This is a genomic window from Bradyrhizobium sp. Kon56, assembly GCF_055807635.1.
The window spans coordinates 30,846-46,585 of record NZ_JBVVOU010000027.1 but is presented as its reverse complement, the minus strand read 5'-3'; the positions used below and the strand labels follow the sequence as shown (position 1 = coordinate 46,585).

12 protein-coding genes are annotated in these 15,740 nt (G+C 63.9%); 4 read left to right on the top strand and 8 right to left on the bottom strand.

From position 1 onward, the window contains the following. Positions 1-8 precede the first annotated feature (8 nt). Positions 9-2,702 (bottom strand): bifunctional acetate--CoA ligase family protein/GNAT family N-acetyltransferase, encoded by a 2,694-nt coding sequence (locus tag AC0L3B_RS30855; protein ID WP_473381588.1) that lies wholly within the window; start codon positions 2,700-2,702, stop codon positions 9-11. Between the two features lie 70 nt (positions 2,703-2,772). Next, the gene (locus AC0L3B_RS30850; RefSeq protein ID WP_085349496.1) at positions 2,773-3,603 is read right to left on the bottom strand and encodes a universal stress protein; all 831 of its coding nucleotides are present in this window, start codon (positions 3,601-3,603) and stop codon (positions 2,773-2,775) included. A 191-nt stretch (positions 3,604-3,794) separates the two neighbouring features. Between AC0L3B_RS30850 and AC0L3B_RS30845 the strand changes: the two genes are divergently transcribed. Both AC0L3B_RS30845 and AC0L3B_RS30840 read left to right on the top strand, forming a co-directional pair. After that, entirely contained in the window at positions 3,795-5,327 is a 1,533-nt protein-coding gene (locus AC0L3B_RS30845) for a bifunctional aminoglycoside phosphotransferase/ATP-binding protein (RefSeq protein ID WP_473351746.1), read from the top strand. A 12-nt stretch (positions 5,328-5,339) separates the two neighbouring features. After that, positions 5,340-6,311 carry a CHAD domain-containing protein gene (locus AC0L3B_RS30840; RefSeq protein WP_473381587.1) on the top strand — a complete coding sequence of 324 codons (972 nt, stop codon included), beginning with the start codon at positions 5,340-5,342 and terminating at the stop codon, positions 6,309-6,311. A gap of 51 nt (positions 6,312-6,362) precedes the next feature. Here AC0L3B_RS30840 and AC0L3B_RS30835 read toward each other — a convergent pair whose 3' ends face one another. The 3 genes from AC0L3B_RS30835 to AC0L3B_RS30825 all read right to left on the bottom strand — a co-directional run bounded on the left by AC0L3B_RS30835 (position 6,363) and on the right by AC0L3B_RS30825 (position 9,199). Further along, complete coding sequence (locus tag AC0L3B_RS30835) at positions 6,363-6,821, bottom strand: RidA family protein (RefSeq protein WP_473381586.1); 459 nt, start codon at positions 6,819-6,821, stop codon at positions 6,363-6,365. 21 nt (positions 6,822-6,842) lie between these two features. Next, positions 6,843-8,534, bottom strand: coding sequence for a benzoate-CoA ligase family protein (locus AC0L3B_RS30830; protein WP_473381585.1), 1,692 nt, complete (start codon positions 8,532-8,534; stop codon positions 6,843-6,845). 146 nt (positions 8,535-8,680) lie between these two features. Then, the gene (locus AC0L3B_RS30825) at positions 8,681-9,199 is read right to left on the bottom strand and encodes a MarR family winged helix-turn-helix transcriptional regulator (RefSeq protein ID WP_085384657.1); all 519 of its coding nucleotides are present in this window, start codon (positions 9,197-9,199) and stop codon (positions 8,681-8,683) included. 250 nt (positions 9,200-9,449) lie between these two features. Between AC0L3B_RS30825 and AC0L3B_RS30820 the strand changes: the two genes are divergently transcribed. Next, a complete protein-coding gene (locus AC0L3B_RS30820; protein WP_085349501.1) occupies positions 9,450-10,625 on the top strand; it encodes an ABC transporter substrate-binding protein in 1,176 nt (391 codons plus the stop codon). A gap of 29 nt (positions 10,626-10,654) precedes the next feature. Next, positions 10,655-11,110 (top strand): cupin domain-containing protein, encoded by a 456-nt coding sequence (locus AC0L3B_RS30815; RefSeq protein ID WP_007601580.1) that lies wholly within the window; start codon positions 10,655-10,657, stop codon positions 11,108-11,110. 2 nt (positions 11,111-11,112) lie between these two features. Here AC0L3B_RS30815 and AC0L3B_RS30810 read toward each other — a convergent pair whose 3' ends face one another. From AC0L3B_RS30810 to AC0L3B_RS30800, 3 genes are all read right to left on the bottom strand, one after another. After that, complete coding sequence (locus AC0L3B_RS30810) at positions 11,113-12,363, bottom strand: flavin-dependent oxidoreductase (protein WP_085349502.1); 1,251 nt, start codon at positions 12,361-12,363, stop codon at positions 11,113-11,115. A 55-nt stretch (positions 12,364-12,418) separates the two neighbouring features. Then, entirely contained in the window at positions 12,419-14,770 is a 2,352-nt protein-coding gene (locus tag AC0L3B_RS30805) for a bifunctional salicylyl-CoA 5-hydroxylase/oxidoreductase (RefSeq protein WP_473381584.1), read from the bottom strand. Positions 14,771-14,864: 94 nt separating this feature from the next. After that, positions 14,865-15,701 carry an enoyl-CoA hydratase family protein gene (locus AC0L3B_RS30800; protein WP_354264145.1) on the bottom strand — a complete coding sequence of 279 codons (837 nt, stop codon included), beginning with the start codon at positions 15,699-15,701 and terminating at the stop codon, positions 14,865-14,867. Between the last annotated feature and the right edge of the window lie 39 nt (positions 15,702-15,740).

Sequence of the window (15,740 nt, the reverse complement as noted above, 5' to 3'; positions counted from 1 at the left end):
CGGCGCGCTCAGAGCTTCAGCCTGACATCGCAGATATCCGGCTCGGTCGGATCCGGCTTCACATCGAAGCCGAGCTGGCGACACATCTCCAGCATGGTGGTGTTCTCCCTGAGAACATCACCCGAGATCGCTTTGAGGCCCTCCGATCTCGCGTAGTCGATGATCAGCTGCATCAGGGCCCATCCCAGACCCTTGCCCTTGAGGTCGGACCGCAGCAGGATCGCATATTCACCGCTCTCGTAGATCGAGTCCGAATGGAGTCGGACCACGCCGACCATCTCACCGGTCGCCTCGTCGAATGCGATAAAGGCCATCGCCCGCGCGTAGTCGAGCTGGGTCAGGCGCGCGATGAACTCGTGGGTGAACTCCTTCATCGGCGCGAAGAAACGCAGACGAAGGTCGTGCGCCGTGACATGACGCAGGAATGCGTGGATGGTCGGCTCGTCCTCCGGACGCAGGGGCCGCGCGAAGATCCGCCAGCCCTCCTTGAGCTTGAGGCGGCGCTCCCATTGCGACGGATAGGCCCGAACGGCGAAGTTGGCGGCGCCCGAGCCGGCAAACTTCCGTTGCGGCGGCCCGACCGCGACGCGAGCGTCGACCGCGGTCACGCCGGTTTCATCCGCCAGCAGCGGATTGATGTCGAATTCGCGGATCTCGGGAATGTCGGCGGCCATCTGCGCCAGCTTGACCAGGACCATGGCGACGGCGTCGGGCCTCACCGCCGGCACGTCCCGGTAAGCGCGAAGCAGCCGGGACACGCGCGTGCGGTCGATCAGGTCGCGGGCCAGTTGCAGATCGAGCGGCGGAAGCGCAAGCGCCTTGTCGTTGATGATCTCGACCGCGGTCCCGCCGCGGCCGAACACAACGACCGTGCCGAAGGTCGGATCGTCGGCGAGGCCCAGAATCAACTCGCGCGCCTTAGCCTTCACCACCATCGCCTGCACGATGACGCCCTCGATGCGGGCTTCGGGACGCAGCTTTCTCGCCCGACCGAGAATATCAGTAGCGGCGGCGCGCACCGCCTCGACCGTCGTCAGATTGAGCACGACGCCGCCGACATCGGATTTGTGGACGATGTCGCGCGACATGATTTTCAGCACGACGGTGGCGCCTTGCGCAAAGATGTCTTTCGCGTAGGCCACCGCCTGCTCGACATCGCCCGCGGCGTATGTGGGCACCATCGCGATATCGTAGGCTTCGAGCAGGTGCTTGATCTCGACGGGTTCGAGCCATTGGCGGCCGTCTGCGATGGCAGCAGCTACGATCTGTCTTGCGGCACGTGCGTCCGGCACGAACGTGTCGGGCATCGCCGGTGGAACTTGGCTCAGCTCCTCCACGACTTCGCGGTGCCTCACGAGGTACATGAAGCCGCGCACGGCATCATCCTCGGTCGGATAGTTCGGGATGCCGGCGCCGGACAGTGTTTCGATGATGTTCTGGTCTGCTCCGATCCACGAGGCGAGCACGGGCTTGGCCCAATTGCGGTGCTTCTCGCGATATGCCTTGACGCGTTCGGTCACCATCGTTGCGATATCGGCAGCCGAGGCGATCGCGGTCTGCACGTTGAGGACGAGGACCGCATCGTTGTCGGGATCGGCAAGCAACACGTCGAGCGCCGCCGCATAGCGCGACGCATCGGCGTCACCTACGATGTCGACGGGATTTGCGCCGGACCAGGTCGGCGGCAGCACCTCGTCGAGTTTCTTGCGCGCGTCGGCCGAGATGCTCGCCGGAATGCCGCCGAGCTCGACCAATCGATCGATGGCGAGGACACCGATGCCGCCGCCATTGGTCAGGATGGCGAGGCGCTTTCCCGCCGGCGACTCGACGCGGCCCAGCGTCTCGGCGCAATCGAACAGCTCGCGCAGATCGGAGACCCGCAGGACGCCCGCGCGGCGGAACGCCGCGTCATAGACGGCGTCGGCCCCCGCGAGCGCACCGGTATGGGTGGCGGCCGCCTTCGCGCCCTGCGCCATTCGGCCGGACTTCACCACGACGACCGGCTTCACGCGCGCCGCGGCACGCGCGGCCGACATGAACTTGCGCGCGTCCTTGATGGATTCGATGTAGAGCAGAATCGCGCGGGTCTTGTGATCCATCGCGAAATAGTCGAGCAGATCGGCAAGATCGACGTCGATTTGATCGCCGATAGAGACGATGCCGGAGAAGCCGACGCCGCGCTGCGCGGCCCAATCGACCATGCCGGCCGCGATCGCGCCCGATTGCGAGATCAGCGCGAGATTCCCGGGCCCCGGCATGTGCGCGGCAAAACTCGCGTTGAGGCTCACGCCGGGCATCATGATGCCCAGGCAGTTCGGCCCGATCAGCCGCATGCCGTATTTGCGGGCCGCAGTGATGGCGGCCTCGTGCAGGGACCCCGGTCCGTGGCCGAGCCCGGCCGAGACGATCAGGGCACCCGCCGAGCCGCGCCGCCCGGCTTGATCGACAATGCCGGGAACCGCGCGCGCCGGCGCGGTGATGATCACAAGCTCGGGCACGAACGGCAATTGATCGAGGCTGTCCACCGCCGCGACGCCGCCGATCTCGGCATGGCGCGGATTGACGAGGCCGAACTGTCCCGTGAATCCAGCCTTACGGATGTTCTCCAGAACGGCGCGTCCAACGGACACCGGGCGGGCGCTCGCACCGACGAGCGCGACCGAACGCGGCGACAGCAGGTTCTTCAGACGATAGGTTGACATGAAAGCAAATGCGCCCGGTCGGTGGTGGTTCCGATGGTTGACGATCAAGCCCAATAAACTGGCGACCCGCCTAGTACGAGAGCATAACCCAGCACGGTGGCTCGCCAATGACGGTCTTTGTCACACCGCCCCAAACGATCTCGTTCAGGCGCGAATGATGGTAGGCGCCCATCACGATCGCATCGATGGCATGGGAATTCGCCCAGCTTCCGAGCACCTTGCCAATCGAGCTGCCGTTGCCCTTCGCGGTTTCGAACGAGGCGTAGACCCCGTGTTCCCTCAAATGATCGACGAGAGCCGTGCCGGATTGCACGATCGCGTCGGACTTGTCGTCCGCCACGGTCACCACGCGGACCAGGGCTGCTGCCTGAAGGATAGGCAGCGCGTCGCCGACCGCACGCGCCGCACGCGCGGAATGATCCCAGGCGATCATGACGTTCTCCAATTCCGGGCGCAGCTCGTCCACATGCTGCTCCGGGCAGAGCAGCACTGGCCGGCCGGATTCGAACAGCAGCGTCTCGATGATGTGCTCGGTTCGGCTGTCGTGTGGCGTCACGGGGAGCAGCGTGAGATCGCTGAAGCGTCCGTGCTCGGCCAGGACTGACGCGATCTGGTCTGCCGGCACCTTGGCCGACCGGCTTTGAGCGCGAATGCCGGTGCGGGAGGTTGCGCGGGTGAACGCATCCAGGAGATGCTGACTGTCGCCCGCGCCAAGCGCCCGGTTTGCCTCGGTCGCATCGGGGAGCATCACCTTCGGCCGCACGAAGACATCCTCCTCAAGTGCCAGCGCGGTGATCCTGGCGCCGAGGTCGGCGGCAACGGCCACGCATGTCTCGATCGCAGCAAGGGCCGGGCCGCGTGGCTGGCCGACGAGCGGCAGAAAGACGTCCTTGATGGGCATCGGGATCTCCTCAGGCGCCAGAATAGGCCGGCTTTGGTTGGGACGCTTGATCCTCGTCAAGCCCGGGAACTCCGACCGGTCGGAAGGAGACAGGCGTTGACCGAAGTCAAGGACTGGCCGCGATCTGCTTCTATGGATTACCCTGATCGCGGGGTGAGCCGCTTCCGACGCATCTGGACGTACCAGCTGGAATGACAGACGATTCTGCGACCCAGGACCGGATCTTTGCGGCGCTCACCAATTCCGCGGGTCATCCGAACGTGAGGCGGATCGATACGCACGCAGCTTCGGTCTTCCTCGAAGGCAGGCGCGCCCTGAAAATCAAGCGTGCCGTGCAGTTTCCATTCCTCGATTACTCAACGCTCGAGAAGCGCAAGGCGGCGTGTGAGGAGGAGATCAGGATCAACCGGCCGCTGGCGCCGCAGATCTATCACCGCGTCGTGGCGATCACGGAAGAGCCCGATGGATCGGTGAAGGTGGACGGAAGCGGCCGGCCGATCGAGTATGCGGTCGACATGTTGCGCTTCGACGAAAGCCGGACGCTGAATCATCTGGCCAAGGCCGGAGCACTGGATGACACTTTTGCCTTGGCTGTCGCCGACGCGATCGCGGCTTCGCATGCGCAGGCTGTTTGCGCCGACGGCAACGCATGGGTTTCCTCCATCCCCGGCCTGATCGATGGCAACAGCAATGGCCTGCGGACCGGCAATCATTTCGAAACCGAAGAGATCGCAGAACTCGGCAGAGACTCGCACGCAATGTTCCTCCGCCTCCGGCCTTTGCTCGAACAGCGCGGCCGTCAAGGCTTCGTGCGCCGCTGCCATGGCGACCTGCATCTTGCGAACATCGTGTCGATCGACGAGCGGCCGGTGCTGTTCGACGCCATCGAGTTCGACGCCCGGATGGCAACCACCGACGTGGTCTACGATCTCGCATTCGGATTGATGGATCTGTTGCACCACGATCAGCCACGCGCGGCCAATATCGTGCTGAACCGCTATCTCGCCGCGACTCCGGTCGAAAATCTCGACGCGCTCTCCGCACTGCCGCTGTTCATGTCCGTCCGGGCGGCGATCCGCGCTCAGGTCGCGCTGGCACGGCTGAAGCCGCCGCATTCCGGTGATCCGGGCCTTCTCGACGGGGCACGGCGCTATTTTGGCCTCGCCCGCGCGCTGATCCAGCCGCCCGCTCCCCGACTGATTGCAATCGGCGGGCTGTCAGGCACCGGAAAGACGATTTTGGCACGCGCGCTCGCGCCCGACGTTACGCCGCAGCCGGGCGCCGTCGTGCTGCGCAGCGACCTCGTCCGCAAGCAGATGTTCGGGGTGGAGGAAACGGACCGGCTGCCGGCATCCGCATACACACCGGAGGTCACGGCCCGCGTTTACGAGATATTGGCTCAGCACGCCGGGCGGGTGCTGGCGCAAGGCCATTCAGCAATCATCGACGGCGTGTTCGCCCGTGAGGACGAACGAGACGCGGTTGCCCCACTGGCGCGCGAGCGCAACGTGCCGCTGAGCGGCCTGTTTCTGGTTGCAGACCTCGCGATCCGGCAGGCGCGGATCGGAGGCCGCCGGGGCGACGCATCCGACGCCACGCAAGAGGTTGCCGCGCTGCAAGAGCACTATAATATCGGCCATGTCGGTTGGGCGACCATCGATGCATCCGGGACGCAAGAGCAGACGCTCCAGAACTGCCGGGACGCGATCGCCGAGAGCAAGTAAGGCAATCTGCAAATGGCGCGACCCAGCACGAGTTCGACGGCCGCGCGCGTCAAGCCTGCGGCGAGGCGCAATGCCCTGCCCGGCCGCCTCAGCCCCGGCATGGTCTGCGACACGGCGTTCCGGATCATCGCCCGCCGTCACCTCGCCGCCGTTCGCGCCCAGCATGACGGCACCTGCCGTGGCGATCCCGAGGCACTGCACCAGATCCGGATTGCACTGACGCATCTGCGCACCGCCATCCGCTTCTTCTCGCCGATGGTCGATGACGCCCTTCGGCCGGAGGTCTGGACCGAACTGAAATGGCTGAACAGCCAGCTCGGCATGGTGCGGGACCTCGACGTGGCGATCGAGCGGGTCATCGCCGAAAGTGGCGGCGAGTTGACCGTGATTGCCGAGCTCCAGCACTGGGACGAGAAGCGCGCCGAGAGCCATCGCCAGTTGGCGCGCGCGCTGCAATCCGCGCCGTATCGCCATCTCGTCGCGCAGACGTCAGCCTGGATCGAGAGCGGCCCCTGGTCGACCCGGCGCAGCAAGGAAGCTATCAGGCTACGCCGCTGCACGCTCGCCGGCCACGCAACAGCGAAACTCACGGAATGGGAAAAGACGCTGCTGAAGAAAGCACGCAAGCTCCGCAAGCTCGATGTCGAGAAACGGCACAAGCTGCGGCTTCTCAACAAACGGCTGACCTATTCGATCGAGTCGCTCGAGGACCTGTTCGCAGACGAGTCGCTGACAAAACAGCAGTCGATCCTCAAGCAATTGCGCAAGGCGCAAAAGTCCCTCGGGCGATTGAATGACGATGCGCGAGGGCAAACCTTGGCGGCGTCATTGAACGAGGCCGTTCCCGAGGCGGGCATTCGCTTCCTCAACCGCAAGCGCGAAAAGAAACTGTTGCGGACCGCCTCGCGCGCCTACCGGAAACTCGACAAGGCCAAGCCGTTCCGCTCCGCCGATCTTGCGCCGGATGCGGAGCCTGAGGACTAGGTGATCTCGCCAAGGCGAACCTAAAAAAGACGAGCTGGGCCAGCCGTCGGTTCAGCGCGGAATGACGGCGGTGGCTTCGATTTCGACGCGCGCCGCCTTCTCGACGAGTCGGACGACCTGAACCAGCGCCATCGCCGGATAGTGCGCGCCGAAGATGGTGCGGTAGGCCTTGCCGAGCTCTTTCAGGTTCGCCAGGTACTCCTCCATGTCGACGACGTACCAGGTCAGGCGCACCAGATGCTCTGGCTGCGCGCCGGCCTCCGCGAGGATCGCGGCGATGTTGCCTAGGGTTTGGCGCACCTGCGCGACAAAACCCTCCGCGAGACGCTCCTCGGCATCCCAGCCAATGACGCCGCCAGTGACGACTATGCGTCCCTCGGCGGCAATGCCGTTGGCATAGCCTTTCGGCACCGGCCAACCGGACGGCTGGAGCACCTGCGCCCTGGAGCGGGTTTCGTCCTCGGCTGCTGTCGGCAGCGCCGCAAGCTGCGGACCTTTCGGCGTCATCACGGACAATTCTTTATCCTTCTCTCATCCCGCCACGACGCCGGAGGACGTCACCGCAGTCTGCGCCAGTTGCCGCAGGGCAAAGCGCTTTAGTTTGCCGGTCTCGGTCTTCGGTAGCTGCGTCACGAACTCGATCGCGCGCGGATATTTGTATGGCGCGATCTCGCGTTTGACATGCTCCTGCAACGCAGCCACGAGCTCGGCATCCGGCGTTACGCCCGGCGCGGCAACGACATAGGCCTTCACGATCATGCCGCGCGCCTCGTCTGGCGCGCCGACGACCCCGCATTCGACGACGGAGGGATGCGTGAGCAGCGCCGCCTCGACGTCCGTGCCTGCGATGTTGTAGCCGGCCGATACGATCATGTCGTCCGAGCGCGACTGATACCAGAAATAGCCGTCGCTATCCATCAGATAGGTGTCGCCCGTGATGTTCCAGCCGTTCTGGACGTATTTGCGCTGCCGCTCGTCGGCGAGATAGCGGCATCCGGTCGGCCCGCGGACCGCGAGCCGTCCCATCGTGCCCGGCGGCAAATCATTGCCGGAATCGTCGACGATCTTCGCTTCATACCCCGGCACCGGCTTGCCCGTCGCACCGGGGCGGATCTCGTCCTCGGTCGCGCTGATGAAGATGTGCAGCAGCTCGGTCGAGCCGATGCCGTCCATCAGCTTGATGCCGGTCGCCTTCAGCCAGGCATCGAATGTCGGCTTGGGCAGCGTCTCGCCGGCGGACACGCATTTGCGAAGCGAGGAAATATCGCGGCCCGGAAGCTTGCCGATCATCGCCCGGTACGCAGTCGGCGCGGTGAAACAGACCGTGGTCTTGTACTGCTCGATCGCATTCAGAATGTCGTCGGGCGCCGTCTTCTCCAGAACGACAAAGGAGGCGCCGATGTGCATCGGAAACAGCACGCCGCCGAAGCCGAACGTGAAGGCGAGCGGTGCCGAGCCGACGAAGCGATCCGTCTGCTCCGCCCGCAGGATGTTGCGCGCATAACCATCGCAGACCGCCAGCATGTCACGGTGGAAATGCATGGTGCCCTTGGGATCGCCGGTCGTGCCCGACGTGAAAGCGATCAGACAGACGTCGTCGGATGCAGTATCGACAGCTTTGAACTCCGGACTTGCATCCCCCATCAGCGCCTCGAGCGAGTCGCCACTGCCGGTGCCCCAATAGACCACGCGCTTGAGGCTGGGGGCTGCGGCTTTCGCTTTCTCCATTTCCTCGGCGAGCTTGCCATCGCAGAGCGCGAGTGTGATCTCCGCCTTCTGGATCGGATAGGACAGCTCCTTGGCGCGCAACAGCGGCATCGTCGCCACCACAATGCCTCCGGCCTTGATCACCGCCAGATAGGTCGCGACCATCATCGGATTGTTGGCCGAGCGAAGCAGCACGCGCCCGCCGGTGACGAGACCAAGCTTGCCGACCAGCACATTGGCGATGCGGTTCACGAGCGTCTGCAGCTCACGATAGGTGTAGCTGACGGCGGGGCTGATCACGCAGGCAGCGTCGCCATGTCCCTGCTCGACCCAGCGGTCTAGGAAATAGCTGACGCAGTTCAGGCGGGGCGGATATTGCAGTTCCGGTCGTGTGAAGATGAATTCCGGCCAGAGCTCGCGTGGCGGAAGATGCTGCCGCGCGAACGCATCGACATGGGCTGTCGCGGCATTGTCGTCATGCGAGCCCGAGATTTGAACCTTGGCGGCGTTGGCCATCGCACGCTCCTTTCAGCATGGAAAGCACCCGGCAGCACTCACTCGGAAACATTTTAGGCTTAAAGCAATTTCGCGCAATAGCGGATTTTGGGCATCCCGTGCTTTTTCCGGCGGCAACGGTATTGGCGGGTGCCTCAGCCGCGGACCTAAGCCCGGCGGCGAGCGGCTGATTTCTGCGCCGATGCCTTGGTCTTGGCGAGCAGCCGCATCAATTCGCGCACATCCTTCGGCGTCAGATCGGCGAAGAGATCGGCGATCCAAGTTTCGTGTTCCGCGGCCATTCTGCGAAACTCGCCGCGACCGAGTTTAGTCAGCCGGATCACCTGGACGCGGCGGTCGGTCTCCGACGTGCGGCGGTCGAGATGACCGGATTCCACGAGGCGCTCGACCAGACCGGTGACGTTGCCGTTCGAGACCATCATGCGCTTGGAGACGTCGGACAGCGTCATGCCGTCGGGTGCCTTGTCGAGCTGCGCCATCAGGTCGAAACGGGGCAATGTGACGTCGAAGCGCTGTCGCAACCGGCCACGAACCTCGCCCTCGATCAGGGTCGTGCAGGTCAAGAGGCGCAGCCACAGCCGAAGCTCTTCGGCGTGATCCTCCGGAGTTTCGACGGCCTTGGTCTCGGAATCGAGCATGTTGATGCAGTCACTCACGGCCGGCATTGGCGCCCGGCACGGATCCCCCACGTTTTGAGCTTCAAATAAATCGACGCCGGCTGCAAGCGTAAAGCCGCAACAATCAACCGCATGCCGATTTCTTTAGGCTTCAAATAATTGGCGCGCCACTTGCATGCACCGCTGCCCGCCGGATGACGACGCTTTGAGCTCGCTTGCCGCGGCAGCAATCATCGGCATAAACTTGGATTGGAGTAGCGGCTTGCAGCGCAAGTCCTGTTGTCACGGGGGACAGATCATGAAGACGCAAATGACGTTGGCCGCAGCCGCCTTGCTGCTTGGCACCGCGGTGAGTCCTTCCCTCGCCCAGGAGAAGATCAAGCTGGGGGTGATCGTGACCCTGTCGGGACCCGCCGCTGCACTCGGCCAACAGGTTCGCGACGGCTTTGCGCTCGGGGTCAAGGATCTCGGCGGCAAGATGGGGGGCCGCGAAGTCGAGGTCGTAGTGGTCGACGACGAATTGAAGCCGGACGCAGCGGTCACCAAGGTCAAGGGGCTTCTGGAGCGCGACAAGGTCGACTTCGTGGTCGGCCCGATCTTCTCCAACATCCTTCAGGCGATCCACCGGCCGGTGACGGAATCGAAAACCTTCCTGATCAGCCCCAATGCCGGCCCATCCACTTTTGCCGGCAAGGACTGCAACCCGTTCTTCTATGTGACCTCGTATCAGAACGATCAGGTGCACGAAATCCTCGGCAAGGTCGCGCAGGATCGTGGCTACAAGCGCATGTATCTGATGGTGCCGAATTATCAGGCTGGCAAGGACTCGGTCGCCGGCTTCAAGCTCGACTACAAGGGTGAGATCGTCGAGGAATCCTACATGCCGCTCAACACGCTGGACTTCCAGCCGGAGCTTTCCAAGATTTCATCGCAGAAACCGGATGCGCTCTTCACGTTCATGCCCGGCGGCCTCGGGGTCAATCTCGTCAAGCAATACAAGCAGGCCGGCCTCGCCGACAGCATTCCGGTGCTCTCCGCTTTCACGGTGGATGAATCGACCTTGCCGGCGCAACAGGACGCGGCGGTCGGCATGTTCGGCGGCGCGAACTGGGCGCCCAATCTCGACAATCCCCAGAACAAGAAGTTCGTCGCCGCCTACGAGGCCGCCTTTAACGGCGTGCCCGGCACCTACGCCTTCCAGGCGTATGATGCCGCGATGCTGATCGACAGCGCCGTCAAGGCCGTGAAGGGCGATCTCTCGAACAAAGATGCGGTCGCGGCCGCTCTGAAAAAGGCCGACTTCACCTCGCTGCGCGGCGCCTTCAAGTTCAACACCAATGGTTATCCGATCCAGGATTTCTATCTGACCAAGGTCGCCAAGCGCGCGGACGGCAAGTTCCAGACCGAGATCGTTCAGAAAGTCTTTGAGAATTACGGCGACCGCTACGCCAAGGACTGCAAGGCGGCGAACTAAGCCGCACGTCGCGTTGAGGGAGGATCACAATGAAGAGCGAAATCACCGGCATCACACGGGCCAATGAGGGGATTCAGGGCATCTCCTGGAACATTCTTGGCCAGACCTATGTGCCGAAGAGCAACACGGAGCACAGCTTCTCCTGGCATGCGACGCTGCCACCGGGCACGTTCGTGCCGCCGCACATCCATCCCGACCAGGATGAATATCTCTACATGCTGGAGGGCAAGCTCGATTTCATGCTCGGCAACTCCGAGTCGCAGGCGACCGCGGGCGACCTGATCCGGCTCGGCATGGGTGTGCCGCACGGCATCTTCAACAAGTCGGAGCAGACCGCGAAGGTGCTGTTCTGGGTGTCACCGACCCGCAAGCTGTTCGACCTGTTCTGGGGCCTCCACAACATGAAGGAACAGAAGCCGGAGGACGTGGTGGCGATGGCCGCCGAGTTCAACATCCACTTCCTGCCGCCGCCTCCCGGCGGCTAGATTCAAGCCCGCACCGCCGCAAGTCCCGGCACTGCGGCGAAGCCGGCCTTGGTCGCATAGCCGCGCACGATCGCCTCGCGCTGGGAATAGCTCAGCACGTTGTCGACATTGTCGAAACCATCAGGCGCGAGCTGCTCGACTGCGTCGATGACGCCCTCGGGACCGCCACGCCTGTTGGAGCGGACGATGTCCGCGGTCATGGGCAGGCGCTTCTTCTCGTATTCAAGCAATGCCTGGCGCGGATGTTCGGCGCGCACCAGCGCGTCAGCGAGACAGCGCGCATCGAGGATCGCCTGCGAGGCGCCATTGGAGCCGACCGGATACATCGGATGCGCGGCATCGCCGAGCAGCGTGACTCTGCCCGATGACCAATAGGGCAACGGATCGCGGTCGCAGGTCGGGTATTCGTAGAACTCGGGCGTGGCCGAAATCAGGCTCTTCACGTCAACGTAGGGCACCGAAAAGCGCGCCACATGCGGCATCAGTTCCTCGCGCCGGCCCGGCCGCGACCAGTCCTCCTTTCGTGGCGGCGGGACATTGCCCTCGCCGACCTTCACCAGCACCGCCCAGTTGGTGAGACGGCTCGCCGGGCTCGATCCCTCCGCGATTGGATAGATCACAACCTTAGCGCTGAGCCCGCCGGCCACAATCATCGATTTGCCGGTGAGGAACAGCGGCCAATCCCGCGCACCGCGCCACAGCATCAGGCCGTTCCAGCATGGCGGCCCCTCGCTCGGGAACAGCGTGTCACGGACCCGCGAATGGATGCCGTCGGCACCAATCAGGATGTCGCCGCGCGCGGTATGGATGTGCGCGCCTGAGCGGTCGAAGAAGTAAGCGGTGACGCCGCTCTCGTCCTGCGTGAAGGCACCGAGGCGGCAGCCAGTGTGGATGGCCTCCGGCCCGAGCCGCTCCTCGACAGCACGATGGATGACGCCCTGAAGTCGACCGCGGTGGATCGAGAATTGCGGCACGTCATGGCCGGCGTCGATGCCGCGAGCCTCGCGCCAGACTTCCTGGCCGTGACGGTTGAGGTAATAGAGCTGGTCGGTGCGGATCGCGACATCGTCAAGCTGCTGGAGCAAACCGAGGCCTGCCAGCTCGCGCATGGCATGCGGCAGCGTGTTGATGCCGACGCCAAGCTCGCGGATGGTGTCAGACTGCTCGAAAATCTCGGAAGCGAGGCCCCGCGAGCGCAGCATCAATGCGGTGGTGAGACCACCGATACCGCCACCGACGATAATCGCCTTCATCGCCCTCACTCCACTCGGTACACACCAGGCAACGCGGCCAAATTCGCACGGGCGGTCACTCCGCCGCAAGCGGCTTTGTCGCCTCCGCCTTGAGCTCGGCCCGGGTCTTGGGCTTAGCCTTAATTCTCAGCTCCTCGAGATCCTGCCGGTCGCGCACGCTGTTGCGGAAAATCTGATCTTTTCCGGGAAGATATTGCGGCGGGCAGAACGCGTCGTCCGCCCCGTACCAAGCCGCCGCCCGCATGGTGAAGAAGGGATCGACTAGATGCGGCCGCCCGAGCGCAACGAGGTCCGCCCGGCCCGCAGCCAGGATGGTGTTGGCCTGGTCCGCCGTCGTGATATTGCCGACGCACATCGTGGCCACGCGCGCCTCATTGCGGACCTGGTCGGAGAACGGGGTCTGGAACATGCGGCCATAGATCGGCTGCGCATCGCGCACGGTCTGCCCGGTCGAGACGTCGACGAGATCGACGCCGGCCTCGGCAAAGGCGCGCGCGATCGCCACCGCATCGTCGCCGCCGATGCCACCCTCGGCCCAGTCGGTCGCGGAAATGCGCACCGACATTGGCTTGTGCGACGGCCACACGGCCCGCAGCGCCACGAAGACTTCGAGCGGAAAGCGCAGGCGATTGGCCAGCGAGCCGCCATACTCATCCGTGCGGGTGTTCGTCAGCGGCGAGATGAAGCTCGCAAGCAGATAGCCATGGGCGCAATGCAGCTCGAGCATGTCGAAGCCGCCGCGTTCGCCGCGCTCGGCCGCCGCCACGAAAGCGTCCCTTATTGCGTTCATGCCGGCGCGATCGAGCTCGCGCGGAACCTGACTGTCGGGGAAATAAGGCAGCGGCGATGCCGAGAACACCTCCCAGCCGCCCTCCTCGAGCGGACGATCCATGCCGTCCCACATCAGCTTCGTCGCACCCTTGCGCCCGGCGTGGCCCAGTTGCAGGCAGATTTTTGCGGCTGAATTGGCATGGACGAAATCAACGATGCGCCGCCAGGACGCCTCCTGCTCGTCATTCCACAGTCCTGCGCAGCCCGGCGTGATGCGGGCGTCGCGGGCAACGCAGGTCATCTCGGTGAAAATCAGGCCGGCGCCGCCGATCGCGCGCGATCCATAATGCACCAGGTGGAAATCGGTCGGCATGCCCTCCTTCGCCGAATACATGCACATCGGCGACACCACGGCGCGATTGGCGATCTCCATCTCGCGCAGCCGGAATGGCTGGAACAGCGGCACCATCGGCTTCTCGGTGTCGACGTCGAAACCGCTGTCACGAACACGCTTGGCAAACGATCTTTCGACCTCCGCCACGAAGTCGGGAGCCCGGAGTTTCAGATTGTCATAGGTGATCGCCTTCGAGCGCGTCATCACGCCGAAGGCGAACTGCACCGGATCGAAATCCCAGAAGCGGTCGACATGCTCGAACCAGACCAGCGAAACGTCGGCGGCGTGCTGCGTCTTCTCGACCTCTTCGCGGCGGCCGTGCTCATAGACATCCAGCGCGGCCTTGATGCTGGGTGCCTTCTCCATCGCCTCTGCCAGCGCGATCGCGTCCTCCATCGCGAGCTTGGTGCCCGAGCCGATCGAGAAATGCGCGCTCGCCTTGGCGTCGCCGAGCAGAACCATGTTGTCCTTGACCCACCGCTTGCTGCGGATCATGGGGAAGTTGCGCCACGTCGAGCGGTTGGTGAGCAGTTGGTGCCCGTCGAGGAACCAGCCGAAGATCTCGGCCATTCGCGCAGCAGACTGGGTCTCGTTCAGCCCTGTCAACCCGGCGCGTTCGAACGTCTCCGGATCGGTCTCGAAAATCCAGGTCGAATGTCCGGCTTCATACTGATAGGCATGGGCAATGAACGGTCCCCACTCCGTCTCCTGGAAGATGAAGGTGAAGGCATCCAGCGGCCTGGTCGAGCCCATCCAGGCGAACTTGTTGGTACGGAGGTCGACTTCCGGCGCGAAATGATCGACGTATTTGTCACGGAAGCGGCTGTTGATGCCGTCCGCGACCAGGATGAGATCGGCGTCGGCGAAGCGGGATTCGTCTTCGACGTCTGCTTCGAAATTCAGGACGACCCCCAGTTCGCGCGCGCGCGCCTGCAGGATCAGGAGCAGCTTCTGCCGCGAGCAGCCACAAAAGCCGTTGCCGCCGACCCGATGGACCGTTCCGCGGAAGTGCACTGCGATGTCGTCCCAGTAGGCGAATTCCTGGGTGATGCGGCGATAGCTCGGAAGGTCGTGCTTCTCGAAATTATCGAGCGTGGCGTCCGAGAACACCACGCCGAAGCCGAAGGTGTCGTCGGCGCGGTTGCGCTCGTATACCGCGATCTCGGCGCTCGGTCGCTGCTTCTTCAGCAGGATTGCAGCGTAGAGACCCGCAGGTCCGCCACCGATGATCGCGACTTTCATGGGAGCCTCGCCAATTCAACCCGCCGAAACTATTTTAAGCCTAAACTAATTGCGCGCAAGTCCCCATTGCGGCAGGCTGCCGGCAAAGCCCGGCCTAGTCGCCCCTGAAGACGGGCTTGACCTTGTTGGCAAAGGCCTCGAAGGCCCGTTCGAAATCGGCCGTCGTCATGCACAGCGCCTGAGCAATAGCCTCCGCCTCGATCGCCTCCTCCACCGACATCGCCCATTCCATGGCCAGCATCCGCTTGGTCATGGTGTTGGCAAAGGTCGGGCCCTCCGCGATTTGCTTGGCGAGCAGTTGAGCCTGCGGCAGCACCTGCTCCGGGGTGACGAGGCGGCTGAAGAAGCCCCAGCGCTCGCCCTCCTCCGCGGTCATGAACCGGCCGGTGTAGAGCAACTCGGAAGCGCGGGACTGTCCGATGATCCGCGGCAGGATCGCGCAGGCGCCCATGTCACAACCGGCAAGGCCCACTTTGTTAAAGAGGAATGCGACCTTGGCTCCGCTCGCCGCAAGCCGCATGTCCGACGCCATGGCGATGATCGCGCCCGCCCCGGCGCAAATGCCTTCAACCGCAGCAACGATCGGCTGCGGACAGGCCCGCATCGCCTTGACGAGGTCGCCGGTCATCCGCGTAAACGCCGTCAGCCCCTTGGTGTCCATCTTCACGAGCGGCCCGATGATCTCGAACACATCGCCGCCGGACGAGAAATTGGCACCAGCGCCAGTCATGACGATGGACTTGACCGCATCGTCGAAGGCGCAGGCGCGAAAGAAATCGGTGAGTTCGCGATAGCTCTCGAAGGTCAACGGATTCTTCCGTTCCGGGCGATTGAGCGTCACGGTTGCAACACCATCGACGACGGCCAGCAGGAAGTGCTGCGGCGAATAGTCCGCAAGCGGTAAGGTCACAGGATTGGCTGGTCTGCTCATACGATCTCCTTGGCTTCCTTGTTCCGCGCCTTTGCCATG

Coding starts and splice junctions, on each gene's coding strand:
- AC0L3B_RS30825 (WP_085384657.1), bottom strand. CDS start 9,199: ATGCCGGCCGTGAGTGACTGCATCAACATGCTCGATTCCGAGACCAAG.
- AC0L3B_RS30850 (WP_085349496.1), bottom strand. CDS start 3,603: ATGCCCATCAAGGACGTCTTTCTGCCGCTCGTCGGCCAGCCACGCGGC.
- AC0L3B_RS30840 (WP_473381587.1), top strand. CDS start 5,340: ATGGCGCGACCCAGCACGAGTTCGACGGCCGCGCGCGTCAAGCCTGCG.
- AC0L3B_RS30820 (WP_085349501.1), top strand. CDS start 9,450: ATGAAGACGCAAATGACGTTGGCCGCAGCCGCCTTGCTGCTTGGCACC.
- AC0L3B_RS30810 (WP_085349502.1), bottom strand. CDS start 12,363: ATGAAGGCGATTATCGTCGGTGGCGGTATCGGTGGTCTCACCACCGCA.
- AC0L3B_RS30815 (WP_007601580.1), top strand. CDS start 10,655: ATGAAGAGCGAAATCACCGGCATCACACGGGCCAATGAGGGGATTCAG.
- AC0L3B_RS30855 (WP_473381588.1), bottom strand. CDS start 2,702: ATGTCAACCTATCGTCTGAAGAACCTGCTGTCGCCGCGTTCGGTCGCG.
- AC0L3B_RS30830 (WP_473381585.1), bottom strand. CDS start 8,534: ATGGCCAACGCCGCCAAGGTTCAAATCTCGGGCTCGCATGACGACAAT.
- AC0L3B_RS30800 (WP_354264145.1), bottom strand. CDS start 15,701: ATGAGCAGACCAGCCAATCCTGTGACCTTACCGCTTGCGGACTATTCG.
- AC0L3B_RS30805 (WP_473381584.1), bottom strand. CDS start 14,770: ATGAAAGTCGCGATCATCGGTGGCGGACCTGCGGGTCTCTACGCTGCA.
- AC0L3B_RS30845 (WP_473351746.1), top strand. CDS start 3,795: ATGACAGACGATTCTGCGACCCAGGACCGGATCTTTGCGGCGCTCACC.